This window comes from Vibrio sp. 1F255 (genome assembly GCF_041439145.1).
GTDB classification, from domain to species: domain Bacteria; phylum Pseudomonadota; class Gammaproteobacteria; order Enterobacterales; family Vibrionaceae; genus Vibrio; species Vibrio crassostreae_C.
The window spans coordinates 1-16513 of record NZ_JBGONQ010000023.1 but is presented as its reverse complement, the minus strand read 5'-3'; the positions used below and the strand labels follow the sequence as shown (position 1 = coordinate 16513).

Sequence of the window (16513 nt, the reverse complement as noted above, 5' to 3'; positions counted from 1 at the left end):
CTGTGTCTGGTGAAGCGCTTTAACTCAGGCTCACTATTCATCTACTTACTGCGACCAAAGCCACCATCGGATAAGCGGAAGAACATCACCGAAGTGTCGCCTTTCTCTAGCTGAAGAATGTCCAACTGCCCAGTTTCAGCAAGTTTGAAACGAACCAGCTGGCCTTTACGAATCTGACTGAGCGGCTTATCTGCACCTTCAATTCGCACTAACGCATTCAAGTCAGACAATGGCAAATCGTTGTTTCGAAAAACCTGCGCTAACGTATCCCCTTGCTTAACAAGGTACTCCTGCCAATTTTTGTTACTCGGTTCTAATGAGCTGTTCTTGGCATTTTGCTGTTCGCTTAAGCCGACGGTGTTTATTTCAAGCTCAACGCGCGATGTTGTTGGAGCTGTGTCTACTTTAGGTTCTGGTAGCGGCACAAAAAGTAATATCAGCACGATCGGAGAAATCACCATCAACAGTCTTTGGTGTAACTTCGGCAATGAACCCCAAGTTTGCGCTGTCGAGGTTTTCATTTTCTTCACATCGATCGAACTCAATTTCTCTTTGACCTGATTCAGTCGATCCTTGAATTCTGCTAAGTGGTCAACTTTCTGTTTTTTCTTTTGACGACGATTCATACCACTGCGTCCTATACATTGAATAACTACAGTATAAAAACCAAAGTACCAACAGTATAGATCTTTCCGTCACAACAAGGCCCAAAGCGAGAAAATTGACATGGCTGTGATTTGGGCACGGTAAAGCGCAAGTGATCAGGGACTAGCCGTTTCTTCACGCTGCTAATACTGGTATTCTTACCCTTTTCGTACTGACAAAAAGAGTGACTTTTCATGTCTGAAGTAAAATTTGAAACTGTAGAGCAAAAAGCTAGCTACGGTATCGGTCTACAAATGGGCCAACAACTTGCTGGTTCTGGTCTTGAAGGCCTAAACGTTGACGCAATCGCTGCTGGTATCGCAACAGCTCTAGTTGGCGACATGCCAGCTATCGAAGTTGACGAAATCAACAACGCACTACAAGAGCTACACACTCGTGGTGAAGCTGCACGTCAAGAACTAGCTAAAGCTGCTGCTGCTGACGGCGAAGCTTTCCTAGCTGACAACGCTCTTCGTTCAGAAGTAACGGTTCTTGAGTCTGGTCTTCAGTACGAAGTACTAACTGAAGGTACTGGCGAAATCCCAACTGCAGACAAGCAAGTACGTGTTCACTACCACGGCGAACTAACTGACGGTACTGTTTTCGACAGCTCTGTATCTCGCGGTCAACCTGCTGAATTCCCAGTAACTGGCGTAATTCAAGGTTGGGTACAAGCTCTACAAATGATGCCTGTTGGCTCTAAGTGGAAGCTATACATCCCTCAAGATCTAGCATACGGTGAGCGTGGCGCAGGTGCTGCAATCCCACCATTTGCTGCTCTAGTATTTGAAGTAGAACTTCTAGCAATTCTTTAATTTTTATAAAAACCTTTAGTAAAACAAAATACTATAGGTAAATAAAATTGAAATAATCCAACGGCGATGTGACTACATCGCCGTTTTTCGTTTATAGTGAAAGAGTAAATTACTTTATTACTTAAGGACGAATAATGAAGAAAGTACTCATCACAGTTTTAAGCAGCCTAGCTGTTGTCTCTTGCGCTAGCACTAGCGACTCTGAACAAACCAGTTCATCATCAGATACCAACTATTCCCAACTATCCCAAACTGCACTGATGGCTGCAGTGAATATGTGGTCTCAGCAGAACGAAACAACACCGCTTGTGGATACGGTAGCTGACCAAGCTTCTGTTACCAGCGACCAAGCAGTTGGCGGTATTGGTTCAATGTTAGCCCTTGCACAAAACTCTCTTGGCACAGCCGACAACAAAGAACTCGCGACACTTATTCCGGGTATGTCGAGCCTTGAGTCTACTGGTCTATCATCGCTACTAAGCTCACAAGGTGCCGTTGAAAGTGCGTTTTCTGGATTAGGTATGGATCCATCAATGGTTACAACATTTGCACCCATCATTCTTCAAGCACTGCAGTCACAAGGTGCAACGAGCGGCCTGATGGATTCACTTTCAGCTATATGGCAATAATCGTTAGTTATTAATAGCTAGCTTAAAATCTAATAAGGGCACTTCGGTGCTCTTTTTTGTGCGTGGAAGAAAAGATATTTGAGATACGAGATACGAGATACGAGATACGAGATACGAGATACGAGACATTTTTGAAAATTGGAGCAGATAAGACAAGCAAAAAGTGCCAAACATCATGGTGCAATTTCTATTATCTTTTCCTTGTTCTACAGACACAAAAAAGCCGAGCTAATGCTCGGCTTTTGTATTAAGAATCTAGTATAGATTACTCAGCAGCTTCTTCAGCAGCTGGGCGGTCTACAAGCTCAATGTAAGCCATTGGAGCTTTATCACCAGTACGGAAACCACATTTAAGAATGCGAGTGTAACCACCTTGGCGAGCCGCGAAACGCGGGCCTAGTTCATTAAATAGTTTTGCCACAACTTCGTTATCACGAGTGCGAGCAAATGCAAGACGACGGTTAGCAACACTGTCTGTCTTAGCTAGGGTAATCAATGGCTCAATTACGCGACGTAGTTCTTTTGCTTTAGGCACGGTAGTTTTAATAACTTCGTGACGAACAAGAGAGCTAGCCATGTTGCTGAACATCGCTTTGCGATGACTGCTGTTGCGGTTGAGTTGACGACCACTTTTACGATGGCGCATGACCTAATCCTTCTAACTTTTCGATTAATCTTCAGCGATTGACGCTGGTGGCCAGTTTTCTAGACGCATGCCTAGAGAAAGACCACGTGAAGCAAGCACATCTTTAATCTCTGTAAGAGATTTCTTACCAAGGTTTGGCGTTTTAAGTAGCTCAACCTCAGTGCGCTGTACAAGATCACCGATGTAGTGAATCGCTTCTGCTTTCAAACAGTTAGCAGAGCGAACTGTTAGTTCAAGATCGTCTACAGGACGTAGTAGGATAGGATCGAATTCTGGCTTCTCTTCCTTCTCCTCAGGTACACGTACATCACGAAGATCTACGAACGCATCCAATTGTTCAGCTAAAATAGTAGCTGCACGACGGATTGCTTCCTCAGGTTCTAGAGTACCGTTCGTTTCCATATCGATAACAAGCTTGTCTAAATCAGTACGTTGTTCTACACGTGCCGCTTCTACAGCGTAAGCGATTTTATCAACCGGGCTGTAAGTAGCGTCAACTAGTAGACGACCGATAGGACGCTCATCTTCTTCAGTATGGATACGAGCTGAAGCTGGAACGTAACCACGACCACGTTCTACTTTGATACGCATAGCGATCTCAGCGTTGTCATCCGTTAGGTGACAAATTACGTGCTCAGGGTTAGCGATCTCTACATCACCATCGTGGGTGATGTCACCTGCAACAACAGGGCCTGAGCCTGATTTGTTCAGTGTAATAAACACTTCATCTTTGCCTTCAGCAACGCGTACAGCCAAACCTTTAAGGTTTAGAAGGATTTCCAGGATATCTTCCTGAACGCCTTCTTTAGTGCTGTATTCGTGTAGCACACCTTCAATTTCAACTTCTGTTACGGCACAACCCGGCATAGAAGATAGAAGAATGCGGCGAAGAGCATTACCTAGAGTGTGGCCGAAACCGCGCTCTAATGGCTCAAGAGTTACTTTCGCGTGTGTCGTATTGATCTGTTCAATGTCAACAAGACGCGGCTTAAGAAATTCTGTTACAGAACCCTGCATTGTGTCCTCTCTTTTTTTAACCTTACTTAGAGTAAAGTTCGACGATCAAGTGTTCATTGATGTCAGCTGATAGGTCAGAACGCTCAGGCATACGCTTGAATGTACCTTCCATTTTGCCAGCATCTACTTCAATCCAAGTTGGCTTTTCACGTTGTTCAGCAACTTCTAGAGCCGCTTTAATACGAGATTGCTGTTTAGCTTTCTCGCGGATAGAAACAACGTCGTTTGCCGCTACTTTGAAAGAAGGAACGTTTACAACTTTACCGTTAACTAGAATAGACTTGTGGCTAACTAGTTGACGAGATTCAGCACGAGTGGCGCCAAAGCCCATACGGTAAACTACGTTATCAAGACGACCTTCAAGAAGCTGAAGCAGGTTTGCACCTGTGTTGCCTTTAAGACGTGCAGCTTCTTTGTAGTAGTTGCGGAATTGTTTTTCTAGAACGCCGTAGATACGACGAACTTTTTGCTTCTCACGAAGCTGAACGCCATACTCAGATAGACGACCGCGACGAGCGCCGTGTACACCTGGTGCGTTATCAATTTTACACTTGGTATCGATCGCACGGACACCAGACTTAAGGAATAAGTCAGTACCTTCGCGACGGCTAAGCTTAAGCTTAGGACCCAAATATCTTGCCATGATCTTTCTCCAATATTCCTAGAAACGAAACTTAAACGCGACGTTTCTTAGGTGGACGACAACCGTTATGAGGGATTGGTGTCGCATCAACAATGTTAGTGATACGGAAACCAGCAGCGTTCAGTGCACGAACAGTAGATTCGCGACCTGGACCTGGACCCTTAACCATAACTTCCAAGTTCTTTAGGCCATATTCTTTAGCCATTTCACCACAACGCTCAGCTGCAACTTGTGCTGCGAACGGAGTAGATTTACGAGAACCACGGAAACCTGAACCACCTGCTGTAGCCCATGCAAGAGCGTTGCCTTGACGGTCAGTGATAGTTACGATTGTGTTGTTGAAAGAAGCATGAATGTGCGCTACGCCATCAGCTACTTGCTTGCGTACGCGCTTACGCGCGCGAGTTGGTTGTTTTGCCATTGTACTCTACCTTATCCGACTATTTCTTGATCGGCTTGCGCGGACCCTTACGGGTGCGAGCGTTGGTTTTAGTACGCTGTCCACGTAGTGGTAGACTGCGACGATGACGAAGACCGCGGTAACAGCCAAGGTCCATAAGACGCTTGATGTTCATCGATACTTCACGACGTAGATCACCTTCTACAGTGTACTTAGCTACACCATCACGCAGTTGATCGATCTGCTCTTCAGTTAGTTCACTGATCTTAGCATCTTCAGCAATACCCACTTCAGCTAGAATAGCTTGAGAGCGAGTTTTACCGATACCGTAGATTGCAGTAAGTGCAATTACAGAATGCTTATGATCAGGAATGTTAATGCCGGCTATACGGGCCATTATTCACTCCTAAGGGGTTCATAAAAGAATTATCCGCAGCAAAGCCCGTTATGGATACGCTGCGGCATACTACTTCTTTTGCACGCAAAAGGTAGGCCGAGAAATATACTCGACTCTACCTTGTATTTCAAGTAAAAATTTCTGCTAATTAGCCTTGGCGTTGTTTATGCTTTGGCTCACTGCAAATCACGCGAACGACACCGTTACGCTTGATAACTTTACAGTTACGGCAGATTTTTTTAACGGAAGCACGAACTTTCATTGCTAAACTCCGTAAATGGAATCGAAATTGTTACCACCGAATTAACGGCCGTAACCCTTCAGATTCGCTTTCTTTAACACAGAATCATACTGTTGTGACATCAGATGAGTCTGTACCTGTGCCATGAAATCCATGATAACTACCACTACGATTAGTAGTGATGTGCCGCCAAAGTAGAAACGAACGTTCCACGCGACCATCATGAACTCAGGAATCAGACATATAAAAGTAATGTATAGAGCGCCCGCAAGGGTTAGTCTAGTCATCACTTTATCGATATATTTCGCTGTCTGCTCACCTGGGCGGATACCGGGTACGAATGCACCAGACTTCTTCAAGTTATCAGCTGTTTCACGTGGGTTAAACACCAACGCTGTATAGAAGAAACAGAAGAAGATTATAGCTGCTGCATAAAGCATTACATACAAAGGTTGACCTGGGCTAAGAGCTAATGACACGTCAGTTAACCAACCGAACGCGCTGCTTTCACCATTTTGACCAAACCACTGCGCTAATGTTCCTGGGAACAAAATAATACTTGATGCGAAAATCGCTGGAATAACACCTGCCATATTAATCTTAAGAGGCAAGTGAGAGCTTTGTGCTGCAAAAACTTTACGACCTTGTTGACGTTTCGCATAGTTAACGACGATACGACGTTGACCACGTTCCATGAAAACTACGAAGTAAATAACAGCAAAAGACAATACAGCAATCAACAGCAGAAGAAGCACATGCAATTCACCTTGACGCGCTTGCTCGATTGTTTGACCGATTGCAGAAGGCAATCCAGCAACAATACCTGCAAAAATCAGAATGGAAATACCATTACCGATTCCTCGCTCAGTGATTTGTTCACCTAACCACATTAAGAACATGGTACCAGTTACTAAACTCACGGTAGCAATAAGCGTAAACATGGTTTGGTTGATAACAACCAGATTGTCGACCATGTTTGGTAAGCCTGTTGCGATACCAATAGCTTGGAATGTTGCAAGTACAAGCGTGCCGTAGCGTGTATATTGGCTTATCTTACGACGGCCTGCTTCACCCTCTTTCTTGAGTTCCGCTAACGCTGGATGAACTACAGTTAGCAATTGGACTACGATCGATGCCGAAATGTACGGCATGATACCCAATGCTAATATAGATGCACGCTCAAGAGCACCACCGGAGAACATGTTAAACATTTCTACGATGGTACCTTTTTGCTGATCGAACAAATCGGCAAGTACAGCTGCGTCAATACCAGGGATCGGCACAAAAGAGCCGGCTCGGAATACTAAAAGTGCACCAATTACGAATAATAAGCGCGACTTTAGTTCACTTAAGCCGCTCTGAGCACTACGAAAATCTTGTCCTGGTTTCTTAGCCATCTGTACCTCGTTCCTCGAGATTATTCCTCGATTTTACCGCCTGCAGCTTCGATTGCAGCTTTAGCGCCTTTAGTCACGCGTAGACCTTTAACAGTCACAGCTTTGCTTAGGTCACCAGAAAGAACGATCTTAACAAACTCGATGTTCTTAGTGATAACGTTAGCAGCTTTAAGGCTGTTAAGATCAACTACGTCACCTGTTACTTTCGCTAGCTCAGCTAGACGAACTTCAGCAGACACTAGGCTCTTACGAGAAGTGAAACCGAATTTAGGTAGACGTTGTTTTAGAGGCATTTGACCGCCTTCAAAACCTGGACGAACAGAGCCGCCAGAACGTGACTTTTGACCTTTGTGACCGCGGCCACCTGTTTTACCAAGGCCAGAACCGATACCACGACCTACACGCTTCTTAGAAGGTTTAGAGCCAGCAGCCGGTGATAGAGTATTCAAACGCATTCTGATTACTCCTCAATCTTAACCATGTAGTAAACCTTGTTGATCATACCGCGTACGCACGGTGTATCTTCAAGTTCTACTGTATGGTTGATGCGACGAAGACCTAGACCTTTAAGACACGCTTTGTGCTTAGGTAGGCGACCAATTGAGCTTTTAGTTTGAGTTACTTTAATAGTTGCCATCGTGTGCTTACTCCGAAATAGATTCAACAGTTAGACCACGTTTAGCAGCAACCATTTCTGGTGACTTAACGTCTACTAGAGCACCAATCGTTGCACGAACGATGTTGATCGGGTTCGTTGAACCGTATGCTTTAGAAAGTACGTTATGTACGCCCGCAACTTCAAGTACAGCACGCATTGCACCGCCGGCAATAACACCTGTACCTTCTGCAGCTGGCTGCATGTAAACTTTAGAGCCCGAATGACGACCTTTCACCGGGTGGTGAAGAGTGCCTTCGTTAAGCGATACTGTAACCATGTTACGGCGCGCTTTTTCCATTGCTTTTTGAATCGCAGCAGGTACTTCACGAGCTTTGCCGTAACCGAAACCTACGCGACCGTTACCGTCACCAACTACTGTTAGTGCAGTAAAGCTCATGATTCGACCACCTTTAACCGTCTTAGATACACGGTTAACTGCGATCAGCTTTTCTTGCAAATCATTAGCTTGTTGTTGTTCTTTAGCCATCTTCCAACCCTACCTTAGAATTTCAGACCAGCTTCGCGAGCAGATTCTGCTAGCGCCGCTACTCGACCGTGGTATTGGAAACCAGAACGATCAAATGCAACTGAAGCTACGCCTTTTTCAAGAGCGCGCTCAGCAACAGCTTTACCAACTGCTTTAGCTGCATCAACGTTACCAGTGTTCTTAACTTGCTCACGGATCGCTTTTTCTACAGTAGAAGCAGCTGCGATAACCTCAGAGCCGTTTGCCGCGATAACTTGTGCGTAAACATGGCGAGGAGTACGGTGTACTACCAGGCGAGTTGCACCAAGTTCTGCAATCTTACGACGTGCACGTGTAGCACGACGGATGCGAGATGCTTTCTTATCCATAGTGATACCTTACTTCTTCTTAGCTTCTTTAGTACGCACATTTTCATCTGCGTAACGAACACCTTTGCCTTTGTAAGGCTCAGGAGCACGGTAAGAACGAATGTCAGCCGCAACTTGACCTACTACTTGCTTATCGCAACCAGTAATGATGATCTCAGTTTGGCTAGGGCACTCAGCTTTAATACCTTCAGGTAGAGCGTGCTCTACTGGGTGAGAAAAACCAAGAGTTAGAGCTACAGAGTTGCCTTTCATAGCAGCACGGTAACCAACACCCTTAAGAGTTAGCTTCTTAGTGAAGCCCTCAGTAACACCCACAACCATGTTATTAACTAGAGCGCGAGCTGTACCAGCTTGTGCCCATGCGTTAGTAACACCTTCTTTCGGACCGAAAGTTAGGTTGGTTTCTTCCTGTGCAATAACTACGGCGCTGTTAAGAACGCGAGTAAGCTCACCTTTGCTACCTTTTACAGTAACTTCTTGGCCGTTTAGTTTCACCTCTACGCCAGCTGGAATAGCGACAGGTGCTTTAGCAACACGAGACATAATCTACTCCTTAAGCTACGTAACAGATGATTTCACCGCCAAGACCTGCTTTACGAGCAGCACGGTCAGACATCAGACCCTTGGAAGTAGAAACAACTGCAATACCAAGACCACCCATCACTGTAGGTAAAGAGTCTTTATTTTTATAAACTCTTAGACCAGGACGTGATACACGCTTGATTTGCTCGATTACAGGTTTAGCTTGGAAGTACTTAAGAGTAACTTCTAGCTCAGGTTTTGCTTCGCTGTTAACAGCGAAGTCTACGATGTAACCTTCAGCTTTAAGTAATGCAGCAATTGCAACTTTAAGCTTTGAAGAAGGCATTTTTACAGCAACTTTGTTTGCTGCCTGACCGTTACGAACTCGGGTCAGCATATCCGAAATCGGATCTTGCATGCTCATAAGATTTACTCCAAATGATTAAGTGGCAATTACCAGCTAGCCTTACGAAGACCCGGAATCTCGCCTTTCATGCAAGCTTCACGAACCTTAATGCGGCTTAGACCGAATTTACGTAGGTAACCGTGTGGACGACCAGTTTGGTTGCAACGGTTGCGCTGACGTGATGCACTTGAATCACGTGGAAGAGATTGCAGTTTAAGAACCGCATTCCAACGATCTTCTTCAGATGCGTTTACATCGCTAATGATAACTTTTAGCGCAGAACGCTTTTCAGCGAACTTAGCTACTAGTTTTGCACGTTTAGCTTCACGTGCTTTCATTGATTGTTTAGCCATAACAGTAACCCTACCCTTACTTACGGAATGGGAAGTTAAAGGCAGCCAGCAGAGCTCGGCCTTCCTCATCGGAACCCGCAGAAGTCGTGATAGTGATATCAAGACCGCGGACACGATCGACTTTATCGTAGTCGATTTCCGGAAAGATGATTTGCTCGCGAACGCCCATGCTGTAGTTACCGCGACCGTCAAAAGACTTAGCGCTAACACCACGGAAATCACGTACACGTGGAAGTGCGATAGAGATTAAACGCTCTAAAAATTCCCACATGCGCTCACCACGCAAGGTTACTTTACAACCAATTGGGTAGCCTTCACGAATTTTGAAACCAGCTACAGATTTACGCGCTTTAGTGATAAGTGGCTTTTGACCAGAGATCGTTGCCATATCAGCTGCTGCGTTTTCTAGCAGTTTCTTATCGTTGATTGCTTCACCAACGCCCATATTTAGGGTGATTTTCTCAATCCTAGGGACTTGCATGACGCTTGTGTAGCTGAACTCTTTGGTAAGCTCAGCGACTACAGACGACTTGTAGTAATCATGCAGTTTCGCCATAGTAGAACTCCAAATTACTTCTAATTAGTTAGAAACAGTTTCGCCGTTAGATTTGAAGAAACGAACTTTCTTGCCATCTTCGATACGGAAACCGATACGGTCTGCTTTACCAGTAGCCGCGTTAAAAACAGCAACGTTAGAAGCATCAATAGCTGCTTCTTGTTCAACGATGCCACCTTGTTGACCTAGAGCCGGAACCGGCTTTTGGTGTTTCTTAACAAGGTTGATGCCTTCAACGATAACTTTACCAGTTGTCAGAACCTTAGTTACTTTACCTTTCTTGCCTTTATCTTTACCAGCAAGAATGATTACTTCGTCATTACGACGGATTTTAGCTGCCATATTGCCGCTCCTTACAGAACTTCAGGTGCTAGTGATACAATCTTCATGAATTTCGCGTTACGAAGTTCACGAGTCACAGGACCAAAGATACGTGTGCCGACTGGTTGCTCAGTAGTGTCATTTAACAATACACAAGCATTACTGTCGAAGCGAATGACAGAACCGTCTGGGCGACGAACGCCTTTACGGGTGCGCACTACTACCGCCTTCAGAACATCACCTTTCTTTACTTTACCGCGAGGAATCGCTTCCTTCACTGTAACCTTGATGACGTCACCGATATGTGCATAACGGCGGTGAGAGCCACCCAGAACCTTAATACACATTACCTTGCGCGCGCCAGAGTTATCTGCTGCGTCAAGTGTACTTTGCATCTGGATCATTGTTAGTGCTCCGCTAAATATTAAAACTAGACCCTCTCGGGTCGGGCTGCCTCTTTAAAAGGGACGCGAATTGTACCACCCTTTTTTTAAATTGGGTAGACAAAAAACAAGCGGCTCCAAAAAATTATTTGGAGCCGCTTATAAGTTATAGAATTACAAAGATTAAATCTTCGCTTTTTCTAGAACTTTAACCAATGTCCAAGACTTAGTCTTAGACAGAGGACGACACTCAGCGATTTCAACTTTGTCGCCTAGGCCACAAGTGTTGTCTTCGTCGTGTGCGTGTACTTTAGTCGTGCGTTTGATGAACTTACCGTAAATTGGGTGTTTTACAGTGCGCTCAATAGCAACAACGATAGACTTGTCCATCTTGTCACTTACTACACGGCCTTGCTGGATGCGGTTAGTTTCGCTCATTATGCGCCTGCCTTTTCAGTCAAAACAGTTTTCACACGTGCGATGTCACGGCGTACAGCTTTTAGAGTATGAGTTTGCTGTAGTTGACCAGTTGCAGCTTGCATGCGCAAGTTGAACTGTTCACGTAGCAAATTCAATAGCTCAGCGTTAAGCTCTTCAACGTTCTTTTCGCGTAGATCTTGTGCTTTCATCACATCACCTGCTTAGTTACAAAAGTAGTTTTAACAGGCAGTTTACGTGCCGCTAGGCGGAACGCTTCACGTGCCAACTCTTCAGGTACGCCATTCATCTCGTACATAACTTTGCCTGGTTGGATTTGAGCAACCCAGTACGCAACTGAACCTTTACCTTTACCTTGACGAACTTCAAGAGGCTTTTCAGTAATCGGCTTGTCTGGGAATACACGGATCCAGATTTGACCTTGACGCTTAATGTGACGTGTCATAGCACGACGTGCCGCTTCGATTTGACGTGCAGTCAGACGACCACGGCCAACAGCTTTAAGACCGAATTCGCCGAAGCTTACTTCAGTACCTTTAGCTAGACCACGGTTACGACCAGTCATAACCTTGCGGAACTTAGTACGTTTTGGTTGTAGCATCGTTCGACTCCTTACTTACGGCCTTTACGCTGCTTCTTAGGCTTATCGCCTTTTGGCTCTACTGCGTTAGCAGCTGGCATACCGCCTAGAATCTCACCTTTGAAGATCCAAACTTTAATGCCGATCACACCGTATTGAGTGTGAGCCGAAGAAGTTGCGTAATCAATGTCTGCACGTAGAGTGTGTAGAGGCACACGGCCTTCACGGTACCACTCAGAACGTGCGATTTCAGCACCGCCAAGACGGCCGCCTACTTGTACTTTGATGCCTTTAGCGCCTAGACGCATAGCATTTTGTACCGCACGCTTCATTGCACGACGGAACATAACACGACGCTCTAGTTGAGACGCGATGCTATCAGCTACAAGCTGACCATCTAGCTCAGGCTTACGTACTTCAGCGATGTTAATTTGCGCTGGTACACCTGCGATTTTAGCTACAGCTGCGCGTAGCTTCTCTACGTCTTCACCTTTCTTACCGATAACAACGCCAGGACGAGCAGTGTGAATAGTCACACGGATGCTCTTAGCTGGACGCTCGATAACGATACGAGATAATGATGCTTTTTGTAGTTCCTTTGTAAGGAACTGACGTACCTTGAAGTCGCCGTCTAGGTTGTCAGCGAATTCGTTGGTATTAGCAAACCATGTAGCATTCCAAGGCTTAACGATGCCAAGACGAATACCATTAGGATGTACTTTCTGACCCATTGCTTACTCTCCTAGTCTTTAGCGATCTGCTACAACAATAGTGATGTGGCTTGAACGCTTCAAGATACGATCCGCACGACCTTTAGCACGAGGCATAATACGCTTCATGATAGGGCCCTCATCTACGAAGATTTTAGCGACATTTAGATCGTCGATATCTGCACCTTCGTTATGTTCCGCGTTAGCGATAGCTGACTCAAGAACCTTCTTAACTAATACAGCAGCTTTTTTGTTGCTGAAAGTTAGAATTTCTAGAGCTTGGTCTACCGACTTACCGCGAATTTGGTCTGCAACTAAGCGAGCTTTCTGTGGAGAAATACGAGCAAAGTTATGTTTAGCTAAAGCTTCCATCATCTACTCCTTATTTCTTCTTAGCTTTCTTATCTGCAGCATGACCGCGATAAGTACGAGTTGGTGCAAATTCGCCCAGTTTGTGACCGATCATTTCTTCGGTAACGAAAACTGGAACGTGCTGACGACCATTATGGACAGCGATGGTCAAACCAATCATTGTTGGGATGATCATTGAGCGACGGGACCAAGTCTTAATAGGCTTTTTGTCTCCGCTTTCCACCGCTTTCTCTACCTTCTTCAGCAAGTGTAGGTCAATAAAAGGACCTTTCTTGAGAGAACGTGGCATGGCGATTCCTCTTTATAAATTATTTAGTGCGACGACGTACGATGTACTTGTCAGTGCGCTTGTTCTTACGAGTCTTGAAGCCCTTAGTAGGAACGCCCCAAGGAGAAACTGGGTGACGACCACCAGATGTGCGGCCTTCACCACCACCATGTGGGTGATCCACCGGGTTCATTACTACACCACGTACGGTTGGACGTACGCCGCGCCAGCGTGAAGCACCAGCTTTACCAAGTTCACGTAGCATATGCTCAGAGTTACCAACTTCACCGATCGTTGCACGACCTTCAGAAAGAACTTTGCGCATCTCACCAGAACGTAGACGGATAGTTACGTATGCACCATCGCGAGCGATGATTTGAGCATAAGCACCAGCCGAACGAGCTAGTTGAGCACCTTTACCAGGCTTAAGTTCAACACAGTGTACAGTAGAACCTACTGGGATGTTGCGCATCGGCAGAGTGTTACCTGCTTTGATTGCAGCATCTACGCCAGATTGAATCTGGTCGCCTGCGTTAACACCTTTAGGTGCAATGATGTAACGACGCTCACCGTCTGCGTACAGAACTAGAGCGATGTTAGCACTACGGTTTGGATCGTATTCTAGACGCTCAACTTTCGCTGGGATGCCATCTTTAGTACGTTTGAAGTCAATTACACGGTAATGGTGCTTATGACCACCACCGATGTGACGTACTGTAATACGACCGTTGTTGTTACGACCACCGTTCTTAGAGTTTTTCTCTAGAAGTGGTGCGTATGGCTTACCCTTGTGTAGGTCAGCGTTAACAACTTTAACGACGTGACGACGACCAGGGGAAGTCGGCTTACATTTAACAATAGCCATTTTTACTACTCCTGTTATTCCGCGCCGCCAACGAAGTCAAGATCTTGACCTTCTTTCAAAGTAACGTAGGCTTTCTTAACGTCTGAACGACGGCCTTCACGCATACCTTGACGTTTGGTCTTACCCTTTAATACAAGAGTATTTACAGACTTAACTTCAACTTCAAATAGCTTTTCTACAGCTGCTTTGATCTCTTTCTTAGTTGCATCTTTAGCTACTTTGAAAACGATAGTGTTCGCTTTCTCAGCTGCCATAGTTGCTTTTTCAGAGATGTGCGGAGCACGTAGAACTTTTAAGATACGCTCTTCAGTGATCATGCTAGCATCTCCTCAACTTGCTTAACTGCGTCAGCAGTCATTAGAACCTTGTCGAAAGCGATTAGTGATACTGGATCAACACCAGCAACATCACGTGCATCTACTTTGTATAGGTTACGAGCAGCTAAGAATAGATTTTCATCTACTTCGCCAGTCACAATCAGAACGTCGCTTAGCTCAAGCTCTTTAAGCTTAGCTACAAGTTCTTTTGTTTTTGGTGCTTCTACAGAGAAGTTATCAACAACGATTAAACGCTCTTGACGAACTAGCTCAGAAAGAATGCTCTTCATAGCACCGCGGTACATTTTTTTGTTTACTTTTTGGCTGTGATCTTGTGGTTTCGCAGCAAAAGTAACACCACCTGTACGCCAGATTGGGCTACGAATTGTACCAGCACGTGCGCGGCCAGTACCTTTTTGACGCCATGGCTTAGCGCCACCGCCAGATACTTCAGAACGAGTCTTTTGAGCACGAGTACCTTGACGAGCACCTGCTGCATATGCAACAACTACTTGGTGTACAAGAGCTTCGTTGAAGTCACGTCCGAAAGTAGTCTCGGAAACAGTTAGTGCATCAGCACCTTTAACCATCAATTCCATTACTTACTCCTAGACGTTATGCTTTAACAGCAGGTTTTACGATCACGTTTCCGCCTGTTGAGCCCGGTACTGCACCTTTAATAAGGAGTAGATTGCGCTCAGCGTCAACACGTACGATCTCTAGGTTTTGAGTCGTTACACGCTCAGCACCCATGTGACCTGCCATTTTCTTGCCTTTAAACACGCGGCCTGGAGTTTGACATTGGCCAATTGAACCCGGTGCGCGGTGAGACAAAGAGTTACCGTGAGTCATATCTTGAGTAGAGAAGTTCCAACGCTTGATAGCGCCTTGGAAGCCTTTACCTTTAGATGTACCAGTAACGTCTACTTTTTTAATTTCGTTGAAAAGTTCTACGTTTAGCTCAGCGCCAACTTCAAACTCTTCGCCGTTTTCTAAACGGAATTCCCAAAGACCGCGACCTGCTTCTACACCCGCTTTCGCGAAGTGACCAGCTTCAGGTTTAGTTACACGGTTAGCTTTCTTAGCACCAGTAGTTACTTGGATTGCTGCGTAGCCGTCTGTCTCAAGAGTTTTAACTTGAGAAATACGGTTCGCTTCAACCTCAACAACAGTTACTGGGATAGAAACGCCTTCTTCAGTAAATACGCGGGTCATACCCACTTTACGTCCGACTAGACCAATCATTATTCTTATCTCCCTTAACCTAGGCTGATTTGAACATCAACGCCAGCTGCAAGATCAAGACGCATTAGAGCATCAACAGTTTTATCTGTTGGCTCAACGATGTCGATCAAACGCTTGTGAGTACGGATTTCGTACTGATCACGTGCATCTTTGTTGACGTGTGGAGAGGTAAGAACAGTGAAACGCTCTTTACGAGTAGGAAGTGGAATAGGACCACGAACCTGTGCGCCAGTACGTTTTGCTGTTTCAACGATTTCCGCAGTTGAAGCATCGATTAGCTTGTAATCAAACGCTTTAAGGCGGATACGAATACGTTGGTTCTGCATGAGACAGAGCTCCAATTATTAAAAATTACACAAACAATATCGCCACTCAAACCCGATAAAACGAGAGAATGCCGATTGATTTATGTGAAACCGTAGCACCCAAAATTAGGACGCATTGTCAGTTAACTTTTGAAGTAAACAAGAAGTTTACTATTTTTATTAACCGCGAACATAAGCTGAGTATACATTACTAGGTAAGACCTACTCCTCAGTGCTCATTGGTTCACAACCAGCGTTAGCCAGTGCGATGCATTATACAGATCACACTTTAGTATGCAAGTAGTGTTGGAAAAATAATCGCAATTTATTGGAAGTTGGTTTTGTATCGAGAGGGAAGAAGATAGATGGAAGGTAATATTTCTTTTGAGAAAACAAAAGGGAAGCCGAAGCTCCCCTTTTCAGATGCGTGCTCTTCTAATGAAGAGAGTGCAAAAATCTAAATGCTATTAAGCGAAGATTTTAGCTACAACACCAGCACCAACTGTACGGCCACCTTCGCGGATTGCGA

Annotated in this window: 31 protein-coding genes; 2 read left to right on the top strand and 29 right to left on the bottom strand. The window is 45.1% G+C overall.

What is annotated here, in order from left to right:
- Positions 1-41: 41 nt before the first annotated feature.
- Entirely contained in the window at positions 42-626 is a 585-nt protein-coding gene (locus ACED41_RS13635) for a LysM-like peptidoglycan-binding domain-containing protein (RefSeq protein ID WP_017068022.1), read from the bottom strand.
- A gap of 213 nt (positions 627-839) precedes the next feature.
- Between ACED41_RS13635 and ACED41_RS13630 the strand changes: the two genes are divergently transcribed.
- Positions 840-1460, top strand: coding sequence for an FKBP-type peptidyl-prolyl cis-trans isomerase (locus tag ACED41_RS13630; protein WP_008220519.1), 621 nt, complete (start codon positions 840-842; stop codon positions 1458-1460).
- A gap of 134 nt (positions 1461-1594) precedes the next feature.
- Positions 1595-2089, top strand: a complete 495-nt coding sequence (locus ACED41_RS13625; protein WP_017058875.1) for a DUF2780 domain-containing protein — start codon at positions 1595-1597, stop codon at positions 2087-2089.
- Between the two features lie 265 nt (positions 2090-2354).
- Here ACED41_RS13625 and rplQ read toward each other — a convergent pair whose 3' ends face one another.
- The 28 genes from rplQ to rpsJ all read right to left on the bottom strand — a co-directional run bounded on the left by rplQ (position 2355) and on the right by rpsJ (position 16005).
- Positions 2355-2735, bottom strand: a complete 381-nt coding sequence (rplQ, locus tag ACED41_RS13620) for a 50S ribosomal protein L17 (RefSeq protein ID WP_004729812.1) — start codon at positions 2733-2735, stop codon at positions 2355-2357.
- A 24-nt stretch (positions 2736-2759) separates the two neighbouring features.
- Positions 2760-3752, bottom strand: a complete 993-nt coding sequence (gene rpoA, locus ACED41_RS13615) for a DNA-directed RNA polymerase subunit alpha (RefSeq protein ID WP_004729813.1) — start codon at positions 3750-3752, stop codon at positions 2760-2762.
- A gap of 22 nt (positions 3753-3774) precedes the next feature.
- Positions 3775-4395 (bottom strand): 30S ribosomal protein S4, encoded by a 621-nt coding sequence (gene rpsD / locus ACED41_RS13610; RefSeq protein ID WP_004738777.1) that lies wholly within the window; start codon positions 4393-4395, stop codon positions 3775-3777.
- Between the two features lie 31 nt (positions 4396-4426).
- The gene (gene rpsK / locus ACED41_RS13605; protein ID WP_004738778.1) at positions 4427-4816 is read right to left on the bottom strand and encodes a 30S ribosomal protein S11; all 390 of its coding nucleotides are present in this window, start codon (positions 4814-4816) and stop codon (positions 4427-4429) included.
- A gap of 19 nt (positions 4817-4835) precedes the next feature.
- Positions 4836-5192 carry a 30S ribosomal protein S13 gene (rpsM, locus tag ACED41_RS13600; protein ID WP_004738779.1) on the bottom strand — a complete coding sequence of 119 codons (357 nt, stop codon included), beginning with the start codon at positions 5190-5192 and terminating at the stop codon, positions 4836-4838.
- Between the two features lie 148 nt (positions 5193-5340).
- Entirely contained in the window at positions 5341-5454 is a 114-nt protein-coding gene (gene rpmJ / locus ACED41_RS13595; protein WP_000868186.1) for a 50S ribosomal protein L36, read from the bottom strand.
- 41 nt (positions 5455-5495) lie between these two features.
- On the bottom strand, positions 5496-6830 hold the full coding sequence (secY, locus tag ACED41_RS13590) for a preprotein translocase subunit SecY (protein WP_004738781.1): 1335 nt from the start codon (positions 6828-6830) through the stop codon (positions 5496-5498).
- A 20-nt stretch (positions 6831-6850) separates the two neighbouring features.
- Entirely contained in the window at positions 6851-7285 is a 435-nt protein-coding gene (gene rplO, locus ACED41_RS13585) for a 50S ribosomal protein L15 (protein ID WP_004736758.1), read from the bottom strand.
- Between the two features lie 5 nt (positions 7286-7290).
- The gene (rpmD, locus tag ACED41_RS13580) at positions 7291-7467 is read right to left on the bottom strand and encodes a 50S ribosomal protein L30 (protein ID WP_004736756.1); all 177 of its coding nucleotides are present in this window, start codon (positions 7465-7467) and stop codon (positions 7291-7293) included.
- A 7-nt stretch (positions 7468-7474) separates the two neighbouring features.
- Entirely contained in the window at positions 7475-7975 is a 501-nt protein-coding gene (gene rpsE, locus ACED41_RS13575) for a 30S ribosomal protein S5 (RefSeq protein WP_017061307.1), read from the bottom strand.
- 14 nt (positions 7976-7989) lie between these two features.
- Positions 7990-8343: a 50S ribosomal protein L18 gene (gene rplR / locus ACED41_RS13570; protein WP_004738784.1), complete on the bottom strand. Its 354-nt coding sequence runs from the start codon at positions 8341-8343 to the stop codon at positions 7990-7992.
- Between the two features lie 9 nt (positions 8344-8352).
- On the bottom strand, positions 8353-8886 hold the full coding sequence (gene rplF, locus ACED41_RS13565) for a 50S ribosomal protein L6 (RefSeq protein ID WP_017063712.1): 534 nt from the start codon (positions 8884-8886) through the stop codon (positions 8353-8355).
- Between the two features lie 10 nt (positions 8887-8896).
- Positions 8897-9289 carry a 30S ribosomal protein S8 gene (gene rpsH / locus ACED41_RS13560; RefSeq protein ID WP_017061309.1) on the bottom strand — a complete coding sequence of 131 codons (393 nt, stop codon included), beginning with the start codon at positions 9287-9289 and terminating at the stop codon, positions 8897-8899.
- A 29-nt stretch (positions 9290-9318) separates the two neighbouring features.
- Positions 9319-9624 (bottom strand): 30S ribosomal protein S14, encoded by a 306-nt coding sequence (rpsN, locus tag ACED41_RS13555; RefSeq protein WP_004738789.1) that lies wholly within the window; start codon positions 9622-9624, stop codon positions 9319-9321.
- A 16-nt stretch (positions 9625-9640) separates the two neighbouring features.
- On the bottom strand, positions 9641-10180 hold the full coding sequence (rplE, locus tag ACED41_RS13550; protein ID WP_004738790.1) for a 50S ribosomal protein L5: 540 nt from the start codon (positions 10178-10180) through the stop codon (positions 9641-9643).
- A 24-nt stretch (positions 10181-10204) separates the two neighbouring features.
- Positions 10205-10522 (bottom strand): 50S ribosomal protein L24, encoded by a 318-nt coding sequence (gene rplX / locus ACED41_RS13545; protein WP_004738792.1) that lies wholly within the window; start codon positions 10520-10522, stop codon positions 10205-10207.
- Between the two features lie 11 nt (positions 10523-10533).
- A complete protein-coding gene (gene rplN, locus ACED41_RS13540) occupies positions 10534-10905 on the bottom strand; it encodes a 50S ribosomal protein L14 (protein WP_004736740.1) in 372 nt (123 codons plus the stop codon).
- Between the two features lie 162 nt (positions 10906-11067).
- Positions 11068-11322 (bottom strand): 30S ribosomal protein S17, encoded by a 255-nt coding sequence (gene rpsQ / locus ACED41_RS13535; RefSeq protein ID WP_004736739.1) that lies wholly within the window; start codon positions 11320-11322, stop codon positions 11068-11070.
- The gene (gene rpmC, locus ACED41_RS13530) at positions 11322-11513 is read right to left on the bottom strand and encodes a 50S ribosomal protein L29 (RefSeq protein WP_004736737.1); all 192 of its coding nucleotides are present in this window, start codon (positions 11511-11513) and stop codon (positions 11322-11324) included. The genes rpsQ and rpmC overlap by 1 nt, the downstream gene beginning before the upstream one ends.
- Entirely contained in the window at positions 11513-11923 is a 411-nt protein-coding gene (rplP, locus tag ACED41_RS13525) for a 50S ribosomal protein L16 (protein ID WP_004736736.1), read from the bottom strand. The genes rpmC and rplP overlap by 1 nt, the downstream gene beginning before the upstream one ends.
- Positions 11924-11934: 11 nt before the next feature.
- The gene (gene rpsC / locus ACED41_RS13520; RefSeq protein ID WP_004736734.1) at positions 11935-12633 is read right to left on the bottom strand and encodes a 30S ribosomal protein S3; all 699 of its coding nucleotides are present in this window, start codon (positions 12631-12633) and stop codon (positions 11935-11937) included.
- A gap of 18 nt (positions 12634-12651) precedes the next feature.
- Positions 12652-12984: a 50S ribosomal protein L22 gene (rplV, locus tag ACED41_RS13515; RefSeq protein WP_004736732.1), complete on the bottom strand. Its 333-nt coding sequence runs from the start codon at positions 12982-12984 to the stop codon at positions 12652-12654.
- Positions 12985-12994: 10 nt separating this feature from the next.
- Positions 12995-13273 (bottom strand): 30S ribosomal protein S19, encoded by a 279-nt coding sequence (gene rpsS, locus ACED41_RS13510; RefSeq protein WP_004736729.1) that lies wholly within the window; start codon positions 13271-13273, stop codon positions 12995-12997.
- Positions 13274-13292: 19 nt separating this feature from the next.
- On the bottom strand, positions 13293-14117 hold the full coding sequence (gene rplB, locus ACED41_RS13505) for a 50S ribosomal protein L2 (protein WP_010435149.1): 825 nt from the start codon (positions 14115-14117) through the stop codon (positions 13293-13295).
- Between the two features lie 14 nt (positions 14118-14131).
- Positions 14132-14434, bottom strand: a complete 303-nt coding sequence (gene rplW, locus ACED41_RS13500) for a 50S ribosomal protein L23 (protein ID WP_004736765.1) — start codon at positions 14432-14434, stop codon at positions 14132-14134.
- Entirely contained in the window at positions 14431-15033 is a 603-nt protein-coding gene (rplD, locus tag ACED41_RS13495) for a 50S ribosomal protein L4 (protein ID WP_004738803.1), read from the bottom strand. The genes rplW and rplD overlap by 4 nt, the downstream gene beginning before the upstream one ends.
- A gap of 16 nt (positions 15034-15049) precedes the next feature.
- Positions 15050-15679: a 50S ribosomal protein L3 gene (gene rplC, locus ACED41_RS13490; RefSeq protein ID WP_004736763.1), complete on the bottom strand. Its 630-nt coding sequence runs from the start codon at positions 15677-15679 to the stop codon at positions 15050-15052.
- A 14-nt stretch (positions 15680-15693) separates the two neighbouring features.
- Positions 15694-16005 (bottom strand): 30S ribosomal protein S10, encoded by a 312-nt coding sequence (rpsJ, locus tag ACED41_RS13485; RefSeq protein WP_004736761.1) that lies wholly within the window; start codon positions 16003-16005, stop codon positions 15694-15696.
- Between the last annotated feature and the right edge of the window lie 508 nt (positions 16006-16513).

Excerpts from the sequence above, each read along its gene's own strand:
- rpmC (WP_004736737.1), bottom strand. The coding sequence starts at position 11,513 with ATGAAAGCACAAGATCTACGCGAAAAGAACGTTGAAGAGCTTAACGCT.
- rpsH (WP_017061309.1), bottom strand. The coding sequence starts at position 9,289 with ATGAGCATGCAAGATCCGATTTCGGATATGCTGACCCGAGTTCGTAAC.
- rplP (WP_004736736.1), bottom strand. The coding sequence starts at position 11,923 with ATGCTACAACCAAAACGTACTAAGTTCCGCAAGGTTATGACTGGTCGT.
- rpsD (WP_004738777.1), bottom strand. The coding sequence starts at position 4,395 with ATGGCAAGATATTTGGGTCCTAAGCTTAAGCTTAGCCGTCGCGAAGGT.
- ACED41_RS13635 (WP_017068022.1), bottom strand. The coding sequence starts at position 626 with ATGAATCGTCGTCAAAAGAAAAAACAGAAAGTTGACCACTTAGCAGAA.
- rplQ (WP_004729812.1), bottom strand. The coding sequence starts at position 2,735 with ATGCGCCATCGTAAAAGTGGTCGTCAACTCAACCGCAACAGCAGTCAT.
- rplB (WP_010435149.1), bottom strand. The coding sequence starts at position 14,117 with ATGGCTATTGTTAAATGTAAGCCGACTTCCCCTGGTCGTCGTCACGTC.
- ACED41_RS13630 (WP_008220519.1), top strand. The coding sequence starts at position 840 with ATGTCTGAAGTAAAATTTGAAACTGTAGAGCAAAAAGCTAGCTACGGT.
- ACED41_RS13625 (WP_017058875.1), top strand. The coding sequence starts at position 1,595 with ATGAAGAAAGTACTCATCACAGTTTTAAGCAGCCTAGCTGTTGTCTCT.
- rplE (WP_004738790.1), bottom strand. The coding sequence starts at position 10,180 with ATGGCGAAACTGCATGATTACTACAAGTCGTCTGTAGTCGCTGAGCTT.
- rplC (WP_004736763.1), bottom strand. The coding sequence starts at position 15,679 with ATGATTGGTCTAGTCGGACGTAAAGTGGGTATGACCCGCGTATTTACT.
- rplN (WP_004736740.1), bottom strand. The coding sequence starts at position 10,905 with ATGATCCAGATGCAAAGTACACTTGACGCAGCAGATAACTCTGGCGCG.
- rplO (WP_004736758.1), bottom strand. The coding sequence starts at position 7,285 with ATGCGTTTGAATACTCTATCACCGGCTGCTGGCTCTAAACCTTCTAAG.
- rplX (WP_004738792.1), bottom strand. The coding sequence starts at position 10,522 with ATGGCAGCTAAAATCCGTCGTAATGACGAAGTAATCATTCTTGCTGGT.
- rpoA (WP_004729813.1), bottom strand. The coding sequence starts at position 3,752 with ATGCAGGGTTCTGTAACAGAATTTCTTAAGCCGCGTCTTGTTGACATT.
- rpsQ (WP_004736739.1), bottom strand. The coding sequence starts at position 11,322 with ATGAGCGAAACTAACCGCATCCAGCAAGGCCGTGTAGTAAGTGACAAG.
- rpsN (WP_004738789.1), bottom strand. The coding sequence starts at position 9,624 with ATGGCTAAACAATCAATGAAAGCACGTGAAGCTAAACGTGCAAAACTA.
- rplV (WP_004736732.1), bottom strand. The coding sequence starts at position 12,984 with ATGGAAGCTTTAGCTAAACATAACTTTGCTCGTATTTCTCCACAGAAA.
- rpsC (WP_004736734.1), bottom strand. The coding sequence starts at position 12,633 with ATGGGTCAGAAAGTACATCCTAATGGTATTCGTCTTGGCATCGTTAAG.
- rplR (WP_004738784.1), bottom strand. The coding sequence starts at position 8,343 with ATGGATAAGAAAGCATCTCGCATCCGTCGTGCTACACGTGCACGTCGT.
- rplD (WP_004738803.1), bottom strand. The coding sequence starts at position 15,033 with ATGGAATTGATGGTTAAAGGTGCTGATGCACTAACTGTTTCCGAGACT.
- rpsS (WP_004736729.1), bottom strand. The coding sequence starts at position 13,273 with ATGCCACGTTCTCTCAAGAAAGGTCCTTTTATTGACCTACACTTGCTG.
- rplF (WP_017063712.1), bottom strand. The coding sequence starts at position 8,886 with ATGTCTCGTGTTGCTAAAGCACCTGTCGCTATTCCAGCTGGCGTAGAG.
- rpsM (WP_004738779.1), bottom strand. The coding sequence starts at position 5,192 with ATGGCCCGTATAGCCGGCATTAACATTCCTGATCATAAGCATTCTGTA.
- secY (WP_004738781.1), bottom strand. The coding sequence starts at position 6,830 with ATGGCTAAGAAACCAGGACAAGATTTTCGTAGTGCTCAGAGCGGCTTA.
- rpmD (WP_004736756.1), bottom strand. The coding sequence starts at position 7,467 with ATGGCAACTATTAAAGTAACTCAAACTAAAAGCTCAATTGGTCGCCTA.
- rplW (WP_004736765.1), bottom strand. The coding sequence starts at position 14,434 with ATGATCACTGAAGAGCGTATCTTAAAAGTTCTACGTGCTCCGCACATC.
- rpmJ (WP_000868186.1), bottom strand. The coding sequence starts at position 5,454 with ATGAAAGTTCGTGCTTCCGTTAAAAAAATCTGCCGTAACTGTAAAGTT.
- rpsJ (WP_004736761.1), bottom strand. The coding sequence starts at position 16,005 with ATGCAGAACCAACGTATTCGTATCCGCCTTAAAGCGTTTGATTACAAG.
- rpsK (WP_004738778.1), bottom strand. The coding sequence starts at position 4,816 with ATGGCAAAACAACCAACTCGCGCGCGTAAGCGCGTACGCAAGCAAGTA.
- rpsE (WP_017061307.1), bottom strand. The coding sequence starts at position 7,975 with ATGGCTAAAGAACAACAACAAGCTAATGATTTGCAAGAAAAGCTGATC.